This is a genomic window from Herbaspirillum sp. YR522, from assembly GCF_000282575.1.
In the GTDB taxonomy this organism is placed as follows: domain Bacteria; phylum Pseudomonadota; class Gammaproteobacteria; order Burkholderiales; family Burkholderiaceae_D; genus Herbaspirillum.
Genome location: NZ_AKJA01000043.1, coordinates 17782 through 36148, shown reverse-complemented (window position 1 = coordinate 36148; position 18367 = coordinate 17782). Strand labels below are relative to the sequence as shown.

The following is an 18367-nucleotide window of genomic DNA, read 5'->3' as shown; positions in this document are numbered from 1 at the left end:
CTGTATCGAAGCCTGTCCTGAGTTTGTCGAAGGAGCACCAGCGCTAAGCATTTACTTAGTCCGACCGAATTTCAGGCAAAAAGAGCGCCATCGATAGCGTTATCACGGTACCCAGCCCGATGCCGAAGGCGAGGCGGCCACGCTTTCCCCATTCGGAGCAGCCGCTGGCGCGGGTCGAACAGGGGATCAGAAGGACAGCCGGAGCGTAGCGACTCTGGCCTTCCCCCTGTTCGGGCCGTGACAGCGGGGACCCCGAAGGGGCTGCGGAGTGGGGCGCCTTCTTTGCCCCTCTTTCTTGGCGTGCAAGAAAGAGGGTCCGCTGCCGGGCGGACTCCCGGCGAGTCCCTTCGACCGGAGAGTGATAAGCATAAAGCCAGTACATCTGCATGCAGCAAGAGCAGACGGCCCAAGAGCGTTCATCAAGCACTGTCGCCAGATAATTAAACCAGTACATCAACATGCAGCAAGAGCAGACAGCCCAAGAGCGTTCACCACGCCCCGGCACTAAGATAATTAGACCACTACATCGGCATGCACCATCCACATGCAGCAAGACCAGACAGCCAAGAAAAGCTCAGCAGGCTCGTCCAACCCACATCTACCGATCCGCAAACCCGTCCGTAGCACGAATCAACTGATCCAGAATACCGGGTTCGTTATAGGCATGCCCGGCGCTGTCGACCAGGTGCAGCTGGGCGTCGGGCCATGCGCGATGCAGGTCCCATGCCGACTTGGGCGGGGTGCAGATGTCGTAGCGGCCTTGCACGATCACACCGGGGATGCCCTTCAGGCGCGAGGCATTGGCCAGCAACTGCCCTTCCTCCATGAACCCCCGGTTGACGAAATAATGGTTCTCGATGCGCGCAAAGGCCAGCGCGAAATGCGCGTCGTTGAAACCATCGATCATGCCGCGGTCGGCTACCAGCGTGATGGTGCTGGCCTCCCAGCGGCTCCAGGCACGCGCCGCCTCCAGCTTGGCCTCCTCGTCGGGGCCGGTCAGGCGACGCCGAAACGCCGCCATCAGGTCGCCCCGCTCGGCTTCGGGAATCGGCGCGATGAACTCCTCCCAGCGGTCCGGCGCCAGCCACGAGGCCCCTTCCTGGTAGTACCAGTCGAGCTCGGCCTGGCGCAACAAAAAGATGCCGCGCAAGACCAGTTCGGTCACGCGCTCCGGATGGGTCTGGGCATAGGCCAGCGCCAAGGTGCTACCCCACGACCCACCGAATACCTGCCAGCGCTCGATGCCCAGCAGCACACGCAGCCGCTCGATGTCGGCAACCAGATCCCAGGTGGTGTTGGCGTCCAGGTTGGCATGCGGGCGCGACCGGCCACAGCCGCGCTGGTCGAACAACACGATGCGGTATTTCTCGGGATTGAACAGGCGCCGATGCGACGGACCACAACCACCGCCAGGGCCGCCATGCAGGAAAACCACCGGCTTGCCCTGGGGGTTGCCACACACTTCCCAGTACACCTGATGTCCGTCGCCGACGTCGAGCAGACCATGCTCGGTAGGTTCGATGGGAGGATAGAAAGTGCGCAGTTCAGTAGAGCTCATCGGGCAATCCAGTCAGCAATAGAAGAAAGACACAGTATAAGACCTAGTCGAAAAACGTTTATTCGACCACCAGCTCGATGCTGTTCTTGACTTCGCTCAGCACGAAGAACGAGCGCAACTGGCGCACCCCAGGCAAGCGCAACAAGACATTGGCATGCAGGCGGTTGAAGGCTTGCAGGTCCTTGACGCGTAACTTGATCCAGTAGTCGAACTCGCCAGCCAGCAGCAGGCACTCCTGGACCGCCGCAATGTCGCGTACCGCCTTCTCGAATTCGGCGAAGCTCTCCGGCGTGGAACGGTCCAGCACCACCCCCACCGTCACCAGCACCGGCAAGCCAAGCTTGTCGGGATCGAGTATGGCGCGCACCTCCTTCACATAGCCCTCGTCCATCAGTCGCCTGGTATGGTTCCAGCACGAGGTGGTACTGGTGCCGACCTTCTTGGCCAGGTCGGCATTGGCGATGCGTCCATCCTTCTGCAGCACCTTGAGGATGCGCTTGTCGAGCCGATCCAGGGTCATGAATTTAATTCCTATAACGTTTATTTATGCTAAATATCCTACCGGTCACATAGAGATATTGACTTCATTGATTCGAATATTGCCACAAAATCGGAAGCACCATTATTTGCACATTGCGTAGAGTTGAGGCTGTCGATTCGACCCGAATCGCGCATTTCAACCACACTCAACCGGAGCACTTTCATGCTGGCACTCGACAAACTGTTCCCGCGCAAGACGCTGGGATTCTTCCCCTCCCCTCTGCATAAACTGGAACGGCTATCGGCCATGCTGGACGTGGAAATCTGGGCCAAGCGCGACGACGTGTCATCGGGCCTGGCCTTCGGCGGCAACAAGATCCGCAAGCTGGAGTGGCTGGTGGCCGATGCACTGGCCAAGGGCTGCGATACGCTGGTGTCGATCGGCAATATCCAGTCCAACCACACGCGCCAGGTATGCGCGGCGGCCGCCGCGGTGGGCATGAAATCCTATACCGTGCAGGAAACCTGGCTGGAATGGGACGACCCGGTCTACGACAAGGTCGGCAACATCCTGTTGACGCGCATCATGGGCGGCAATCCGATCATGGGCGGCTACGGTTATTCGACCACCGAGAAAGACACCTGGACCCGGGCACTGGAAGAGGTCCGCAAGAACGGCGGCAAGCCCTATCCGATTCCGGCCGGGGCATCCGACCATCCGCTGGGTGGCCTGGGTTACGCCAACTTCGCCGATGAAGTGGCGATGCAGGAACAGCAGTTGGGCATCTTCTTCGATAACGTGGTGGTGGCGACCTGTACCGGTTCGACCCAGGCCGGCATGGTGGTCGGCTTTGCGGCGCAGGAAAAACGCCGCCGCGTGATCGGCATCGACACCGCCGACGACGAAGCCATGACACGCCGCGCCGTGACCAAGATCGCCAACGACACCTGCGAGCTGATCGCGGCCAAGGGCGGACGCCGGGTAGTCGTCAAGGACGCCGACATCGAGATCATCCCGGACTACAGCGGCCCGGCCTATGGCTTGCCGAGCGAACGGACCATCGCCGCCATCCGCACCGCCGCCGAGACGGAAGCGATGCTCACCGACCCGGTCTACGAGGGTAAATCCATCGATGGCCTGATCGACATGGCCAGGAAGGGCCACTTCAAGGGCCAGCGGGTACTGTATGCCCACCTGGGCGGGGCGCCCGCGCTCAATGCCTACTACAAGGCCTTCGAAGACCCGGAAAACCTGACCAAGCTGGCGCGCGAGGCGCGTTTCGAGCAATAGGTCGCCCCGGGCCGGCCGCGGGCGCAGTCCCCACCCGGGGGCTGCGCTTTTTTCATGCCCGATGCAGTATCCTTGGCCGGGGTCGCAATGCCTGCGACGGTCTAAGGGATGTCCATGCGTGGTGTAGAGTCGAATCAGCTGAGTGTTTTTCCTGTGGGTGAACTGGTGGTCGGCACCGCCGTCCATGCCCTGCTGCCGGTCGGCTGGTCGGCCGCGGGCGGACGCTGGCAACGCGACACCGGGCACGGCTTCGTCGACATTGCCGGCCAGCACGAACTGGCCTATGTGCTGCAGCTGGACGACCTGACCCCGGCACACGCGACGGCCAGCTGCCGGCTGCGCTTTTGCGTCACGGTGGGCGATATCGACTTTCACTCGGCGGGGCTGGCGCTGCCGAGCTCGAACGCAGCGCAGCGCTACATGATCGCGTCGAATCGCTTCGGCCTGGCCACCGAGTGGGGTATCACCGACACCGGCTGGAAGGCCGGCGATGGCACCGGCCGGTCCGGTGGCAACGGCACGCTGGCCGCCAGCCACTTCAGTCGGCGCTACAAGTTCTCGACCACCTGGGCCGCCACCGCCGGACGTTTCCTGTGGCTCAATGCCGCCAATTCGGTCAGCGCGCTGCTGGACGGGATGTTCCCCATCGCGCTGGACCGGGTCGAGATACGGGATGCCGCCAATGGCCTGGTCGACACGGTCAAGTGGGGTGGCGCGACCAGCAAGACGCTGGCGCCGGGCGAGCGCAGCTGGAACGACCCCATTGCCGACCTGGCCGCCGACTCCACCTATTTCCTGGATGTGTTGTTCCACATGCCCAGCGCCTCCGGTGCCTGGCCGGCCGACCAGGGATTCTTCCTGGCCGGGGAATCGGCGCGCGACGCCAAGGGCCCCGAACTGGCCCGCTCCGCCATCAACACCGCCGGTGTCGGCTCGGCCCTGGGCGGCTATTTCGCGCCGGCCATGCTGGCCGCCAGGGGCTGGGATGGCGAGCGCCCGGTAGTGGCGATCTTCGGCGATTCGATCGAGGACGGCAGCAATGTCTCGGCCGCCCTGGCCAGCCCGCGCGGCGACATCGGATTCGTGCGCGAGGCGCTGGGCGACACCGGCTCGGGCGCGTGGAACTACATGCACCTGTCACGCTGGGCCAGTTCACCCGTGACGCTGTACACCGACAACCTCAACAACCTGGGCGGGCGCAACCTGGTCGATGCGCTCGACGCGTGCATGAAGCTGCTGCAGCGCGAACCGATGTTCAACGCCATCGTCCACCAGCACGGACGCAATGCGCTGGGTGGCGGCAATGCGCTGGCGGCGGCCCAGAACACCTTCCGGCGCGCCTATGCCAAGATGGCCGCCGCCTGGCCGCAGGTGCCGATCTTCCAGACCACCATCACGCCCTACACCACCGCGGCCAACAATACCCGCGGCACCACCGTGGCCGACCAGGCGCCGGTGGACCTGGCCAATACCGATTCGGCCAGCGGTTCGTTTCGCAAGCTGCATGAATGGTTGATGGCCGGCGTGGCCGGTGGCGCGGCGCTGACCATCGATACCGCCGCCGCCGCCCGCGACCCGGTACAGATGGACCGCTGGGGCGTCGACCCCTACCAGGCCACGCTGGTGGCGCCGGTGGCGGCGGCCACTACCAACGTCTGCCGGGTCAGCGTGGCACCAGCCATCGGCGACACGCTGGTGTTCGAACCGGGCACCGACAATGTGGACACCACCAGCAAGGTCGGTATCGTTACCGCCGTGACCAGGTTGGCCGAACGCGACTACCAGGTGGTGCTCAACGGCGGGCGGCGCTCCCAGGCCAACCCCGTATCGCCGGCGTGGGCATCGCGTATCATCCGCGCCCACGCCGTCGGCGCCGAACTCAGGCTTACCCGGTCGCATGACCTGCTGCATCCGTCACAGCGCACCCAATGGGCCATGCGCGACATCCTGGTGGCGCACAAGCCCTTCATGAAACAGTTGATCAATTCGCGCGCCAACCAGGTGCCGCAGGTCGTGATGGCCCCCGGCTTCGCGGCGCCGCCACGGATCGGCATGCCGCTGGCGATCCACTGGGGTGCCATCATGTGGCGCCCGCATGGCACGCTGGTGCAACAGATCCTGCGCGACGGCGTGGTGGTGGCCAGCGGATCGCCGACGAACGCGCCACGCTACACACCAGGACCACAGGACAGGGGCGCCACCTTGTCGCTGCAGCAGATCGCCACCAATGCGGCCGGGACGGTCTATGCCAGCGGTGGACCCGGCGTGGTGGCCTGAGCGCACATCGCTGCCGGCAGCCCAAATCGGCCTGAACCGGCGGCAACGGCTTTCATCCCCGGGCATCGGGCACGCATCGTCCAGCGCCGATGACGCCCCCTTGATCAGCATCAAGGCCCGGCTGCCGATAGCGGCGTACCTTTCGCTCATCCTCACTCGACAGGTAAAAGCCGTGAAAAAAATCATCACCATCGCCGCTGCCGCCGCAGCATTGACTTCGTCGTTCGCCGCTCCGGCGGCCTGCGCGCAAGAAGCACAGAGCCCCTGGCTGGTGCGCGTGCGCGCCGTCAACATCAGCCCCGACAACAAGTCCGACCCGGTCGGCGGCGTGGGCGCGTCGGACCGCCTGTCGGTCAGCTCCAAGACCATCCCGGAGGTCGACATCAGTTATTTCTTCAGCCCCAACTGGGCCGCCGAACTGATCCTGACCTATCCGCAGCAACATGACGTGCGCCTGGATGGCCAGAAGATCGGCACCTTCAAGCACCTGCCACCGACGCTGCTGCTGCAATACCATTTCACGCCCGAGGCACGCTTCTCGCCCTACCTGGGCGCCGGCATCAACTACACCCGCATTTCGGACGTGCACGTGCTCAACGATGGCGCCTCGCTCGACAGCAACAGCGTCGGCGGCGCCCTGCAAGCCGGCCTGGACATCAAGATCGACCGCCACTGGCTGATCAACTTCGACATCAAGAAGGTCCAGATCCAGAGCGATGTGAAGCTCGGCGGCACCAGGATCAGCACCGTCAAGATCGATCCGTGGCTGTTCGGCGTGGGTGTCGGCTACCGCTTCTGATCCTGCGCCAGCCTGTCCCAGGGGCGGCCAGCAGCGCGCCCGGCCATCGCCGATGACCGGGCGCGCCGTGTCGCCTCTGCCGCCCCTTTTTTCGTTTGATCGCATCAAGAGCTCTCATGACACTCTCGACCACGCCCGCCCACGGGCACCCCGGGCACCCAGGGCACGCCACGCCGGTCGCCCCTGGTGCGCCGATGCCGCATCGCAAGATCATCCGCTCGTGGGTGATCCCGATCAGCCGTCGCAGCACCACCATCGCGCTGTTACTCTCGGCGCTCGATTTCACCCTGTTCGGCGCCGGCCTGGCCGCCATCGTCTGGACCCCATGGCTGTGGGCCAAGATCGTGCTGGGCCTGGTCACGGGCTTCGTCATCGGCCGCCTGTTCATCCTCGGCCACGATGCCTGCCACCAGAGCTTTACGCCCAACCGCCGCCTCAATACCTGGCTCGGTCGCCTGCTGTTCATGCCGTCGCTGACGCCCTACAGCCTGTGGGCGGTGGGTCACAACGTGGTGCACCACGGCTACACCAACCTCAAGGGCTTCGATTTCGTCTGGCAACCGCGTTCGATCGCGGAGTTCCGTGCCCTTCCGCGGTGGCGCCGCCAGCTGGAGCGGGTCTATCGCAGCGGGCTGGGGCCCGGCCTGTACTACATGATCGACATGTGGTGGAAGCGCATGTACTTCCCCTCCAGAAAGCAGATGCCCACCCGGCGCGCCGAATTCATCTGGGACGGCATACTGGTCACGGCCGTGGCGGCAGCCTGGATCGCTGGCCTGGCCTGGGCTGCCGACGCCACCGGGCAGTCGTCCTGGACGCTGCTGGTCAGCGGCTTTGCGATTCCGATCCTGTTCTGGAAGGCCATGATGGGCTTCGTGGTGTACGTGCATCACACTCATACCTCGGTGGCCTGGTACCAGGACAAGGCGACCTGGGCCGCCGCCCAGCCCTTCGTGTCGACCACCGTCCACCTGACCTTCGGCCGCTGGATGGGAAGTGCCTTGCACCACATCATGGAACACACGGCCCACCACGTCGACATGAGCGTGCCGCTGTACCGCCTCAAGCAGGCCCAGAAGAAACTCGAGACCATGCTGCCCGGACGCATCGTGATCCAGCGTTTCTCGTGGCGCTGGTACTTCGATACCGCCCGCCGCTGCAAGCTGTACGACTATGACCGCCTGTGCTGGACCGATTTCAAGGGCCGCCCCACCAGTAAGCCCTTGCCCATGCCGACGCTCGACGGCGGCGCCGGCTGACGCCCGGCGAGCCCCCATCCTTTTCGTTTGAACAACAAGACGGCCGCATGGAAGGGCAGTCGCGGGTCCCCGGAAACCCCGCGATACCGCCCGATTCCCCCCATCAAGACCGCACCTCCTCGCCCGCCACCCCAGCCCGCCCTGGCCGCTGTCTGCCACTTGTTTGATCTGGGACAAGTATTGCCGTCTGATTCCGGCATAGCGTTGCCTGGCGATGCCGCCGGCGACTTAGAATGAAGCCATTCAAGATCGCAACGATTTCATGTCCGCCGGGAACATTGTATGAACCAGCCTGCACTCCGTACTCCTTCGCCCGCCATCGCGCCTGCCCAGCTACACCAGATGTCGTCGCTGACCGCCGCCCGCGAAGCCGCCAGTTGCTCTGCCCTGCGTAGCTGCACCGCCTGCGGCATGCACCAGTTGTGCCTGCCCATGGGGCTGGAAGAATCGGACATGAAGCGACTGGACAAGATCATCGGCCGCCGCAAGGTCGCGCGCGACGAGTTCCTGTACCGCATCGGCGACCGCTTCACGGCGCTCTATGCGGTGCGCGTGGGTCACTTCAAGACCTACCAGGAAAACCTCGACGGCGACCGCCAGATCACCGGTTTCCAGATGCCAGGCGAATTGCTGGGCATGGATGCCATCGGCACCGAACGCCACCAGTGCGACGCCATGGCGCTGCAGGACAGCGAAGTATGCGAGATCCCCTTTGCGCGGCTGGAACAGCTGTTCGGCCAGATGCCGATGCTGCTGCGCCACTTCCATCGCATGATGAGCCACGAAATCACCAGCGAGCAGAACGTCATCATGCTGCTGGGCAACATGCGCGCCGAACAGCGCTTTGCGGCGTTCCTGGTCAACCTGTCGTCGCGCTACGCGGCGCGCGGCTATTCACCGACCCGCTTTCAATTGCGCATGACGCGCCAGGACGTGGGCAATTACCTCGGACTGACCATCGAGAGCATCAGCCGCCTGATCTCCAAGTTCCGCAAGCAGGGCTTGCTGGCCGTGGAGCAACGCGACGTCGAGGTGGTCGACCTGGGTGCGCTCAAGAAGCTGGCCGCCGGCGTCGACGCCGGTGCCGTGCCTGGCAACCTGGCCACGGCAGGCGCAGCCGGCTGACGGGCCTGGCCCGCTGCCGGGTCAGGCCGGCCGACGCGGCCGGCCGGCCTGCGGCAGCTCCTGCGTCAAGCACACGGCCAGCAGGCCGCACAGTGTGAAACTTCCCCAGAAACCCAAGAAACCGAGGGTATAGACGCCCAGCGCGTCGGGCGACTCGACGCCCATCGCCTGCGCCAGCAGGATCGGTTCGGTCATCGAAAAGAAAATGCCTTCGGCGGCCACGGCCATCAAGAAAGCCAGCCAGCCGACCACGGCGATGTTGCGTCGTACGCTGCGCATTGCGGTCTCCTCCATTGCAAGTCACGGGCCCGGTACACCGGCATCGGGATCATGTGCCGGTCTTGTGGACGGCTCTCGTGGCCGGCTCTGGTACCGGGCTGGGCCGTTGTCGAAGCACGGCGCCGGCCCCTTACTCTGCCGGCGCGTAGTTTTCAGCGCTCAGTACCGCCTGGCGCTGCTGCGGCCAGTTCCAGCTGCCATGCAGGCGCCAGCGACGACTGCCGTCCTCGACCACCATGCGCCAGCGCGCCTGTTCCAGCTCGCCCATGGGCAGCGAGAAACTGCCGTCGGCGGCGGTCTGTATCACCAGCGCCCGGTCGCGCGGGGGCTGGGTCGGGTGGACCAGCGACAAATACAATGTCCGTCCTTCTTCGCCGGCCTGCGGCGTGCCGCGCAGCGCCAGCCTGCCGCGCAACGAGCCCGCGGCCGGATCGAAGCCGACCTCCAGGCGCGCGCCCAGGCGCCAGGCCTCACGGTCGCGCCGCAGGTCCTGGTTGATGGCCTTGCCCTGCTTGTAGTAGTCGTCAGCCACCAGCGCGTCGCCCCTTACCACCGCCAGCCACACCGTCAGCAGACCGGCCACCACCACCACGGCCGGTCCGGACATCAGCAGCCAGGGCCAGCGGTGGCGGTACCAGGGCGCCACCGGGGCGGATAAAGCCTTGCCATTGCCTTGCATGATCAACCTCTTTCCAGAATGCGCCACTCAACGGCGCGGTACGATGAAGACTGCCTTTTCGCTCACCGCCAGCGCGGCGTCGCGTTCGTCCTGCAGGTGAAAACGGATCTTGTTGGAACCCGCCTGGCCCACGCCATGTGGTGCCCGCACCCGCACCGGCACCGACAAGGTCTGCGTGGGGCCAGCCTCGATCGGATCGCTCGGCGCCACCACCAGGCCGGGCAGCCCATCGACGCTGATGCGATAGCGATGGCTGTGCTCGTCGGTATTGATCACCTGCAGGCGATAGACGTTTTCGACGATGCCCTCCTCCACCTCGCGCCCCATCGAGCCGCGGTCGCGCAGCACATCGAGCTTCAACGGCACGCGGCTCCAGAGCGAGGCCGAGAACGCCAGCACCACCACCGTCAGGATCGCCAGGTAGACCAGGATGCGCGGACGCAGCAGGCGACGCCGGATGGCCGCGTTCGAGCCGCCCTGCGCCATTGCGTTCTCGGTCGAGTAGCGGATCAGTCCGCGCGGACGGGCGATCTTGTCCATCACGCCGTTGCAGGCATCGACGCAGGCCGCGCACCCGATGCACATGTATTGCAGCCCCTGCCGGATATCGATGCCGGTGGGGCACACCTGGACGCACATGGTGCAGTCGATGCAGTCGCCGCTGCGCACGTCCGCGGCCGTATTGCGTGCGGCCCGGGCTGCCGGCATGCGCGGTTCGCCGCGGTGCACATCGTAGGTGATGATGAGCGAATCGCGATCGAACATGGCGCTCTGGAAGCGCGCATAGGGACACATGTACTTGCAGACCTGTTCGCGCATCCAGCCGGCATTGCCATAGGTGGCCAGCGCATAGAACAGGATCCAGAAGCTTTCCCACGGACCGAAGCCCAGCGTGACCAGCTGGCCCACCAGTTCGCGCACCGGCGAAAAGTAGCCCACGAAGGACAGCCCGGTCCACAACGCCAACACGCCCCAGGCGCCGTGCTTGGCCGCCTTGCGGGCCAGCTTGGACCAGGACCACGGTTGGCGGTCGAGCCGCATGCGGGCGCTGCGGGTGCCTTCGATGCGGCGCTCGATCCACATGAAGATCTCGGTATAGACCGTCTGCGGACAGGCATATCCGCACCACACGCGCCCGGCCATCGCGGTAAACAGGAACAGGCCGAACGCGCAGATGATCAGCAGCGCCGCCAGCCAGATGAAATCCTGCGGCCACAGCACCAGGCCGAACAGGTAGAACTTGCGTGCGGCGAGGTCGAACAGCACCGCCTGGCGCCCGTTCCAGCTGATCCACGGCAGGCCGTAGAACACCAGCTGGGTCAACCACACGGCAAGCCAGCGCAGCCTGGCGTAACGCCCGGAGATCTCGCGCGGGTAGATCTGCTGGCGCGCCTGGTACATGCCGACGACGGTGTACTCGTCCCGGCCTGGCGCCGAGGGCGGCCCGGCCTGCTTGGAGGGTTTGACTGCGTTATCCATGGTCTTCTATCCTGCACAACGACCGTTGCCCCGGCACCGGCCGGGGCAATGGGATCATTTACTTCGCACCCGCATTGCTGGGCCGGTTCGACAGGCTCCAGACGTAGGCGGCCAGCACATGCACCCGCGGCTCGCCCAGGAAATCGCCGAAGGCGGGCATGGTGTTGTCGCGCCCGCGCACGATGGTTTCCTTGATGGTGTCGAGGCTGCCGCCGTAGAGCCAGATCTTGTCCGACAGGTTGGGCGCGCCCAGCATCGGATTGCCTTTGCCGCCGGCGCCGTGGCAGGCCATGCAGGCCACGAACTTCGACTTGCCCAGTTCGGCCTTGATCGGGTCGTGGGTCGATTCCGACAGGCTCAGCACGTAGTGGGCGACGTTATCGATATCCTTGTCGCTGCCCACGGCCGCGCCCATCGGTGGCATCACGCCGTGGCGACCGTTCATGATGGTCTGCTTGATGGTCTCGGGCTCGCCGCCATGCAACCAGTCGCCGTCGGTCAGGTTGGGAAAGCCCTTGTTGCCGCGGGCGTCCGAACCATGGCACTGGGCGCAATAGGTCAGGAACAGGCGTTCGCCGATGGCCTGCGCCTGGGCATCGCTGGCGACCTGCTTGAGGTCCTGCCGCAGGTAGCGCTCATACAGCGGGCCGATCTCGGCATTGGCCTGGCGCACATCCCGGGCCAGTTCGCCGGTCGACTTCCAGCCCAAGGTGCCGGCAAAGTTGCCCAAGCCCGGATACAGCACCAGGTAGCCGATCGAGAACACGATGCTCAGGTAGAACATCCACATCCACCAGCGCGGCAATGGGTTGTTGAGTTCGGTGATGTCTTCGTCCCAGACGTGGCCGGTGGTGTTGCCCGGCGCGCCCTGGTCGTCGCGCCTGACCTTCCAGCTGGACTGCTGCCAGAGCAGCAAGGCGCAGCCGGCGATGCCCAGTACGGTCAGCACGATGATCCAGATGTTCCAGAATCCGCTGGTGAAATCAGCCATGGCGCACCTCCCTGCCGCTGGCGTGCGCGGGCGCTGCCGGCTGGCCGATATCACCGTCGGCGAACGGCAGCATGGCGGCCTGGCTGAAGTCTGCCGGCTTGTGGCTGACGTAGGTCCACCAGATGATGCCGATGAAGGTGACGAAACTGGCCAGCGTGATGAGGGCGCGGGCGTCGGTCAATGTTGCGATGTTCATGTTCTTATCTCTCCGCCTTGATCAACACGCCCAGTTCCTGCAGGTAGGCGATCAACGCATCCTGTTCGGTCTTGCCCGCCAGCGCTGCCGGCGCGGCGGCGATCTCTTCGTCGGTATAGGGGTGGCCCAGGCGTTTCAAGGCACGCATGCGGGCGCCGATGTCGTAGTGGTCGAGCCGGGCTCGCTCCAGCCATGGATAGGCCGGCATGTTCGACTCGGGCACCACGTCGCGCGGATTGTGCAGGTGGGCGCGATGCCATTCGTCGCTGTAGCGCCCGCCGACCCGCGCCAGGTCCGGCCCGGTACGCTTGGAGCCCCACTGGAACGGGTTGTCGTACACCGATTCGCCGGCCACCGAATAGTGCCCATAACGCTCGGTCTCGGCGCGCAGCGGGCGAATCATCTGCGAATGGCAATTGAAGCAGCCCTCGCGGATGTAGACGTCGCGGCCGGCCAGGCGCAACGCCGGGTAGGGTTTCAAGCCGGCGATCGGCTCGGTGGTCGACTTCTGGAAGAACAGCGGCACGATCTCGGCCAGCCCGCCCACGCTTACCACCAGTACCACCAGCGCGATCAGCAGCCAGGGATTCTTTTCGATCCATTCATGTGAAAACTTCATTGCTTTCCCCAATCAATGCATGGCCGGCGCGACCGCCGGAATCGGCGCATGCGCCAACCTGGTGCCCCACATCGTGCGCACCGTGTTGTAGGCCATGACCAGCATGCCGGCCAGGTACATCAGTCCCCCGACCAGGCGGATCACGTAGTACGGATAAGTTGCCTTGACGCTCTCGACGAAGGTGTAGGTCAAGGTGCCGTCGCTATTGACGGCGCGCCACATCAGGCCTTGCATGACGCCGGCGATCCACATCGCGGCGATGTAGAGCACGATGCCGATGGTGGCGACCCAGAAGTGGATCTCGACCAGGTCGCGACTCCACATCTCGGTCTTGCCCGACAGGCGCGGGATCAGGTAGTACATCGACCCCATGGTGATGAATCCGACCCAGCCCAAGGCGCCGGCGTGGACGTGGCCGATGGTCCAGTCGGTGTAGTGCGACAAGGCGTTGACGGTCTTGATGGCCATCATCGGGCCTTCGAAAGTGGCCATGCCGTAGAACGACAGCGACACCACCAGGAACTTCAGGATCGGGTCGGTGCGCAGTTGGTGCCAGGCACCCGACAGGGTCATCATGCCGTTGATCATGCCGCCCCAGGATGGCGCCAGCAGGATCAGCGAGAACACCATGCCCAACGACTGCGTCCAGTCGGGCAAGGCGGTGTAGTGCAGGTGGTGCGGGCCGGCCCACATGTAGGTGAAGATCAGGGCCCAGAAATGCACGATCGACAGGCGATACGAGTACACCGGGCGATTGACCTGCTTGGGAATGAAGTAGTACATCATCCCCAGGAAGCCGGCGGTCAGGAAGAAGCCCACCGCATTGTGACCGTACCACCACTGGATCATCGCGTCCTGGGCGCCGCTGTACATCGAGTACGACTTGGTGAGGGTGGCCGGCATGGTCATGCCGTTGACGATATGCAGCAGGGCGACGGCGATGATGAAGGCGCCGTAGAACCAGTTGGCGACGTAGATGTGCTGGACGCGGCGCTTGACGATGGTGCCGAAGAACACCAGCGCATAGGCGACCCAGACCACGGCGATGAGGATGGTGATGGGCCATTCGAGTTCGGCGTATTCCTTGCCGCGTGTCAGCCCCATGGGCAGCGTGACGGCCGCCGCCACGATCACCACCTGCCAGCCCCAGAATGTAAAGGCGGCCAGCCAGTCGCAGAACAGCCGCACCTGGCAGGTGCGCTGCACGACATAGTACGAGGTGGCCATCAATGCACTGCCGCCGAAGGCGAAGATGACCGCATTGGTATGCAATGGCCGCAGCCGGCCGAAGCTGAGCCACGGTATGCCCATGTTCAATTCCGGCCAGGCCAGCTGGGCGGCGATCACTACGCCCACCAGCATGCCGACTACGCCCCACAGGATCGTCGCCACCGAAAACTGGCGTACTACCTGGTAGTTGTAGCTAAGTTCTTTGCTCACGAAACCCTCCCCACTGTGTTGGATACTTGTCCGGGTCGAGCTTACGGGGGAGCCCCGGTGGGGGCATTGACGTGTATCAAAATGGGAAGAAGCGACACAAAATGCTTTCTTGCATCCCCTTTGCGGTTGTGCGGCCACGGTACCAAGCCCGATGCCATCGGCAACGCGGCCACGCTTTCCCCATTCGGCATCGGGCTTGGTATCGCGTGGCGCTATCTGTCGCGCTTTTTTTGCATCAAGAACTACTTGGGACCGCCTAGTCCGTTGCACCCGTTTGTCCTGCCCAAAGAACACCGTTCGGGCTGAGTAAGCGCGTAGCGCTGTATCGAAGCCTGTCATGAGCCGGTCGAAGGGCCTGTCGCAAGCCTGCGAAGGGCCTGCGCTGATCCGATCGAAGGCCGGCAATGCCGGCCGCACATCACGACGACGGCGGTGAAGGCGCCGCCGATGACTGCACCAGGGCGGTATCGTCGTCATGCAGGATACGCAGCGCAGGCCCCTCGAGATCGTCGAACTGGCCGCCGTCGCTGGCACGAAAGAAAATCCAGATCGCCAGGAACACCAGTGCGGTGCTCAACGGGATGAGCAGGTAAAGGGCTTCCATCAGCCAGCCCCCTGCAGCACCGGTTCGGCCAGCGCCTGGGCCGGACGGCGGCGGGTCACCCGGCTCAGTCGCAATGCATTGCCCACCACCAGCAGGGAACTGAGCGACATGCCCACCGCCGACATCCATGGGTCGAGCCAGCCAATTGCCGCCGCCGGAATGGCCAGCAGGTTGTAGGCCGCCGCCCATGCCAGGTTCTGGCGCACCACGCGCATGGTGCGGGTGGCCATGTCGCTGCAAGCGACCAGCGTGTGCAGGCGATCCGACATCACTACCGCATCGGCGCTGACCTGGGCCAGCGCCGCACCCCGCCGCATGGCAAACGACACATCGGCCGCGCGCAGCATGGCGGCATCGTTGATGCCGTCGCCGACGATGGCCACCACCGCGCCCGTGGCCTGCAGTGCGCGTACGTACGCCAGCTTCTGCCCGGGCGTGCAGTCGGCGACCACCTGGTCGATCCCGGCGCGGGTACCGACGGCGGCACAGACGTCGCTGCGGTCGCCGCTGAGCAAGACCGTGCGCATGCCGCGCGCACGAAACGCCGCGACGGTCGCCACCGCGTCGGCACGCAGGCTGTCGGCCAGGTCGATGCGCCCCAGCCAGCCATGCTGGTCGCCCAGGTACACACTGCCGGCGCCGGCTGCGGCCGGCAGTTGCAATGACGCTGGCAGCGGCTGCCCACACAGGCCTGCCACGAAGGCCTGCGAGCCGATGCGGTGGGTGCGGCCACCGATGTCGGCCTGCATCCCGTGCGCGGTCATCGATTGCAGCGCCTCGCAGGGCGCGGCCGCTATGCCGCCACGCTCGGCCTGGTCGCACAATGCCCGCGCCAGCGGATGCAGGCTGCCCCTTTCCAGGCCAGCCGCCAATGCCAGCAGCTGGGGCGCCGTGGTGACGGACGTCGCCGGGACGATGCGCACCAGCTGCGGACGTCCCTCGGTCAGCGTGCCGGTCTTGTCGAAGATGATGGTATCGGCCCGTTGCAGGGCTTCCAGCACCCGCCCCCGCACCACCAGCATGCCTTCGCGCAACAGCCGGTCGGTGGCCGCGGCCAGCGCCGACGGCGTGGCCAGCGACAGGGCGCAGGGACACGACACCACCAGCACCGCAATGGCGCTCGACCAGGCATGCGCGGGATCGATCAACCGCCATGCCACGAAGGTGGCCGCCGCCAGCACCAGCAGGGCCAGCACGAAACGCGAGGCCACGACATCGGCCCACTGCGCCAGCGCCGGGCGCGCGGCGCCGGCCTGCTCGGCCAGGCGTGTGATAGCCGCCAGGGTGCTGTCGTCGCTGGTGCGACTGACCCGCACCAGCACCGGATGGCCGACGTTGAGCGCACCACCCGGCACCGCTTGTCCGGGCGCCATGCGTTGCGGCCGGCTTTCGCCGGTGAGCAGCGACAGGTCGAGTTCGGCGCCGTCATCGAGCAGTTCGCCATCGGCGGCAATGGTGTCGCCGGGACGGGCCAGGATCACGTCGCCGACCCGCAATTGCCGCGCCGCCACCGGGGTCGTGGACTGGCGAGCAGGATAATCGTCCAGCCTCAGTGCCGAGGCCGGAAATGCCTGGTGCATGCGCTCCAGCGCACTGGCCGAGCGGCGCCGCGCGGCGCTTTCGAGATAGCGGCTGGCCAGCAGCAGGAAGATGAACATCGATACGCTGTCGAACCAGATCTCGCCTTGGCCGCGGAAGGTGGCCACGACACTGGCGCCGAAGGCCGCAGCGATGCCGATGGCGACCGGCAGGTCCATGCCCGGTGTCCGGGCGCGCAAGCCGGCCCAGGCGCCGCTGAAAAACGGCAATGCCGAATAGCACACCGCCGGAATGGTCAGCAGCAGGCTGGCCCAGCGCATCAGCGCCATCATCTCGGGCTCGATGCCGTCCCGGGTCAGGTAGACCGGGATGGCATACATCATCACCTGCATCATCGACATGCCGGCGACGAACAACTGGCGAAACAGCCGGCGCGTGGTGCGCCGTGCCTGCTCGCCCTGGCGCAGCGGATCGAACGGGTAGGCCACGTAGCCCAGCCGGCGCAGGCCACCGAGGATGAGCGAGGTCGGGCAACGCGCCGCGTCGCGCTGGATGCCCAGGCGACCGGTGGCCACGTTCAACTCGGCCGCGGCCACCCCCGGCAAACGCAACAGGTAGCGCTCGATCAACCAGACGCAGGCGGCGCAGCGCAAACCGTCGACCGACAGCACCAGCGTATCGCCGGCGGCACCGGGCGCAGCGCCGTCGATGGTGTCGAACAACGCCAGTTCGGCCGGCACCAGTTGCTCGGGCGGCACCCGCGCCGATGGCGCCGAGCGACGCAGGTAGAACTCGTCGCAGCCAGCCTCTACGATCAGTGCGGCCACGCTGTGGCAACCGACGCAGCACAGGTCGCGCAGGGCGCCACCGATGTCGAGTTGCAAGCCGGGGCCGTCCAGCGGCTGGCCACAATGAAAGCAGAGCGCCGGGGCGTTCATGGCAAGCTTGCGTGAGCCGGCGTGATGCACAGCACGTCCAGCCAGACGCGCGCCATGCCGAGCGCACCGAATCCGGCCGCCCGCCACAGGCCCAGCAGGCCGAAGCACAACACCACCGATCCAGCCAGCCGACGACAGCCGGCGCCACCTGCCAGGCGCCGCAGCCGCGCGCCCGAGACGCCGGCGGCCAGCAGCATGGGCAAGGTGCCGGCGCCGAAGGCCAGCATGCAAAGCGCACCGCGCACCGCGTCGCCGGCCAGCATGGCGCTGAGCAAGGCGCTGTAGACCATGCCACAGGGCAGCCAGCCCCAGAGCCCGCCCAGCAGCAGTGCCTTGGCGGCCGAGTCGACCGGCAGCAAGCGCACCGTGAGCGGACGCAACGCGCGCCAGGCACGCTGGCCCAGGTGTTCCAGCCGCGCCACGCCGCTCCACCACTGCCCCAGGTGCAGTCCCAGGGCCACCAGCATCAGGTTCACGGCGACATAGGCGGCCTGCTGCAGCGGCAGCATCCAGCCCAGTACGTCGGCCCCGCGCAGCAGGCCGCCGGCGATGCCACCGGCGAGCGCACCGGCGCAGGCATAACTGGCCAGGCGCCCCAGGTTGTAGCCCAGCACGCGCACGATTTCGTCATTGACCAGCGCCGGCCTGGACGCTCGCACGGCGCCGCCGGAGAGCTTGTAGCGCAGCAGCGGTGCCGGGGCCGTCCCCCCGGCGCCGCTGAGCGCGCCAACGATCCCGCCACACATGGCCAGGCAGTGCACGCTGCCCATCAGCCCTACCAGCCATAGCGGCAACAGGTTCATGCCCGGCTCGC

Annotated in this window: 17 protein-coding genes; 5 read left to right on the top strand and 12 right to left on the bottom strand. The window is 65.6% G+C overall.

Annotated features, from left to right (window positions below; all coding sequences use genetic code 11):
* Positions 1-598: 598 nt before the first annotated feature.
* Both pip and PMI40_RS07570 read right to left on the bottom strand, forming a co-directional pair.
* On the bottom strand, positions 599-1558 hold the full coding sequence (gene pip, locus PMI40_RS07575) for a prolyl aminopeptidase (RefSeq protein WP_008113765.1): 960 nt from the start codon (positions 1556-1558) through the stop codon (positions 599-601).
* Positions 1559-1616: 58 nt separating this feature from the next.
* Positions 1617-2078: an Lrp/AsnC family transcriptional regulator gene (locus PMI40_RS07570; RefSeq protein WP_008113764.1), complete on the bottom strand. Its 462-nt coding sequence runs from the start codon at positions 2076-2078 to the stop codon at positions 1617-1619.
* Between the two features lie 183 nt (positions 2079-2261).
* Between PMI40_RS07570 and PMI40_RS07565 the strand changes: the two genes are divergently transcribed.
* The 5 genes from PMI40_RS07565 to fnr all read left to right on the top strand — a co-directional run bounded on the left by PMI40_RS07565 (position 2262) and on the right by fnr (position 8789).
* The gene (locus PMI40_RS07565) at positions 2262-3329 is read left to right on the top strand and encodes a 1-aminocyclopropane-1-carboxylate deaminase (RefSeq protein ID WP_008113763.1); all 1068 of its coding nucleotides are present in this window, start codon (positions 2262-2264) and stop codon (positions 3327-3329) included.
* 114 nt (positions 3330-3443) lie between these two features.
* Positions 3444-5606: a hypothetical protein gene (locus PMI40_RS07560; protein WP_008113761.1), complete on the top strand. Its 2163-nt coding sequence runs from the start codon at positions 3444-3446 to the stop codon at positions 5604-5606.
* Between the two features lie 172 nt (positions 5607-5778).
* The gene (locus PMI40_RS07555) at positions 5779-6405 is read left to right on the top strand and encodes an OmpW family protein (RefSeq protein WP_040501789.1); all 627 of its coding nucleotides are present in this window, start codon (positions 5779-5781) and stop codon (positions 6403-6405) included.
* Between the two features lie 116 nt (positions 6406-6521).
* A complete protein-coding gene (locus PMI40_RS07550) occupies positions 6522-7664 on the top strand; it encodes a fatty acid desaturase (protein WP_008113757.1) in 1143 nt (380 codons plus the stop codon).
* A gap of 282 nt (positions 7665-7946) precedes the next feature.
* A complete protein-coding gene (gene fnr / locus PMI40_RS07545; RefSeq protein ID WP_008113755.1) occupies positions 7947-8789 on the top strand; it encodes a fumarate/nitrate reduction transcriptional regulator Fnr in 843 nt (280 codons plus the stop codon).
* A gap of 21 nt (positions 8790-8810) precedes the next feature.
* Here fnr and PMI40_RS07540 read toward each other — a convergent pair whose 3' ends face one another.
* The 10 genes from PMI40_RS07540 to PMI40_RS07490 all read right to left on the bottom strand — a co-directional run bounded on the left by PMI40_RS07540 (position 8811) and on the right by PMI40_RS07490 (position 18356).
* Positions 8811-9068 carry a hypothetical protein gene (locus tag PMI40_RS07540; protein ID WP_008113753.1) on the bottom strand — a complete coding sequence of 86 codons (258 nt, stop codon included), beginning with the start codon at positions 9066-9068 and terminating at the stop codon, positions 8811-8813.
* A gap of 130 nt (positions 9069-9198) precedes the next feature.
* Entirely contained in the window at positions 9199-9747 is a 549-nt protein-coding gene (locus PMI40_RS07535) for a FixH family protein (RefSeq protein ID WP_008113750.1), read from the bottom strand.
* A gap of 27 nt (positions 9748-9774) precedes the next feature.
* Positions 9775-11226 (bottom strand): cytochrome c oxidase accessory protein CcoG, encoded by a 1452-nt coding sequence (gene ccoG, locus PMI40_RS07530; RefSeq protein ID WP_008113747.1) that lies wholly within the window; start codon positions 11224-11226, stop codon positions 9775-9777.
* Between the two features lie 58 nt (positions 11227-11284).
* Positions 11285-12217, bottom strand: coding sequence for a cytochrome-c oxidase, cbb3-type subunit III (gene ccoP, locus PMI40_RS07525; RefSeq protein ID WP_008113745.1), 933 nt, complete (start codon positions 12215-12217; stop codon positions 11285-11287).
* Entirely contained in the window at positions 12210-12413 is a 204-nt protein-coding gene (locus PMI40_RS07520; RefSeq protein WP_008113742.1) for a CcoQ/FixQ family Cbb3-type cytochrome c oxidase assembly chaperone, read from the bottom strand. The genes ccoP and PMI40_RS07520 overlap by 8 nt, the downstream gene beginning before the upstream one ends.
* 4 nt (positions 12414-12417) lie before the next feature.
* On the bottom strand, positions 12418-13032 hold the full coding sequence (gene ccoO / locus PMI40_RS07515) for a cytochrome-c oxidase, cbb3-type subunit II (RefSeq protein WP_008113740.1): 615 nt from the start codon (positions 13030-13032) through the stop codon (positions 12418-12420).
* A gap of 12 nt (positions 13033-13044) precedes the next feature.
* On the bottom strand, positions 13045-14472 hold the full coding sequence (ccoN, locus tag PMI40_RS07510) for a cytochrome-c oxidase, cbb3-type subunit I (protein WP_008113738.1): 1428 nt from the start codon (positions 14470-14472) through the stop codon (positions 13045-13047).
* Between the two features lie 418 nt (positions 14473-14890).
* Positions 14891-15076, bottom strand: coding sequence for a cbb3-type cytochrome oxidase assembly protein CcoS (gene ccoS / locus PMI40_RS07500; RefSeq protein ID WP_008113736.1), 186 nt, complete (start codon positions 15074-15076; stop codon positions 14891-14893).
* Positions 15076-17553 (bottom strand): heavy metal translocating P-type ATPase, encoded by a 2478-nt coding sequence (locus tag PMI40_RS07495; RefSeq protein ID WP_008113734.1) that lies wholly within the window; start codon positions 17551-17553, stop codon positions 15076-15078. The genes ccoS and PMI40_RS07495 overlap by 1 nt, the downstream gene beginning before the upstream one ends.
* Entirely contained in the window at positions 17550-18356 is an 807-nt protein-coding gene (locus tag PMI40_RS07490) for a sulfite exporter TauE/SafE family protein (protein ID WP_008113733.1), read from the bottom strand. The genes PMI40_RS07495 and PMI40_RS07490 overlap by 4 nt, the downstream gene beginning before the upstream one ends.
* Positions 18357-18367 lie beyond the last annotated feature (11 nt).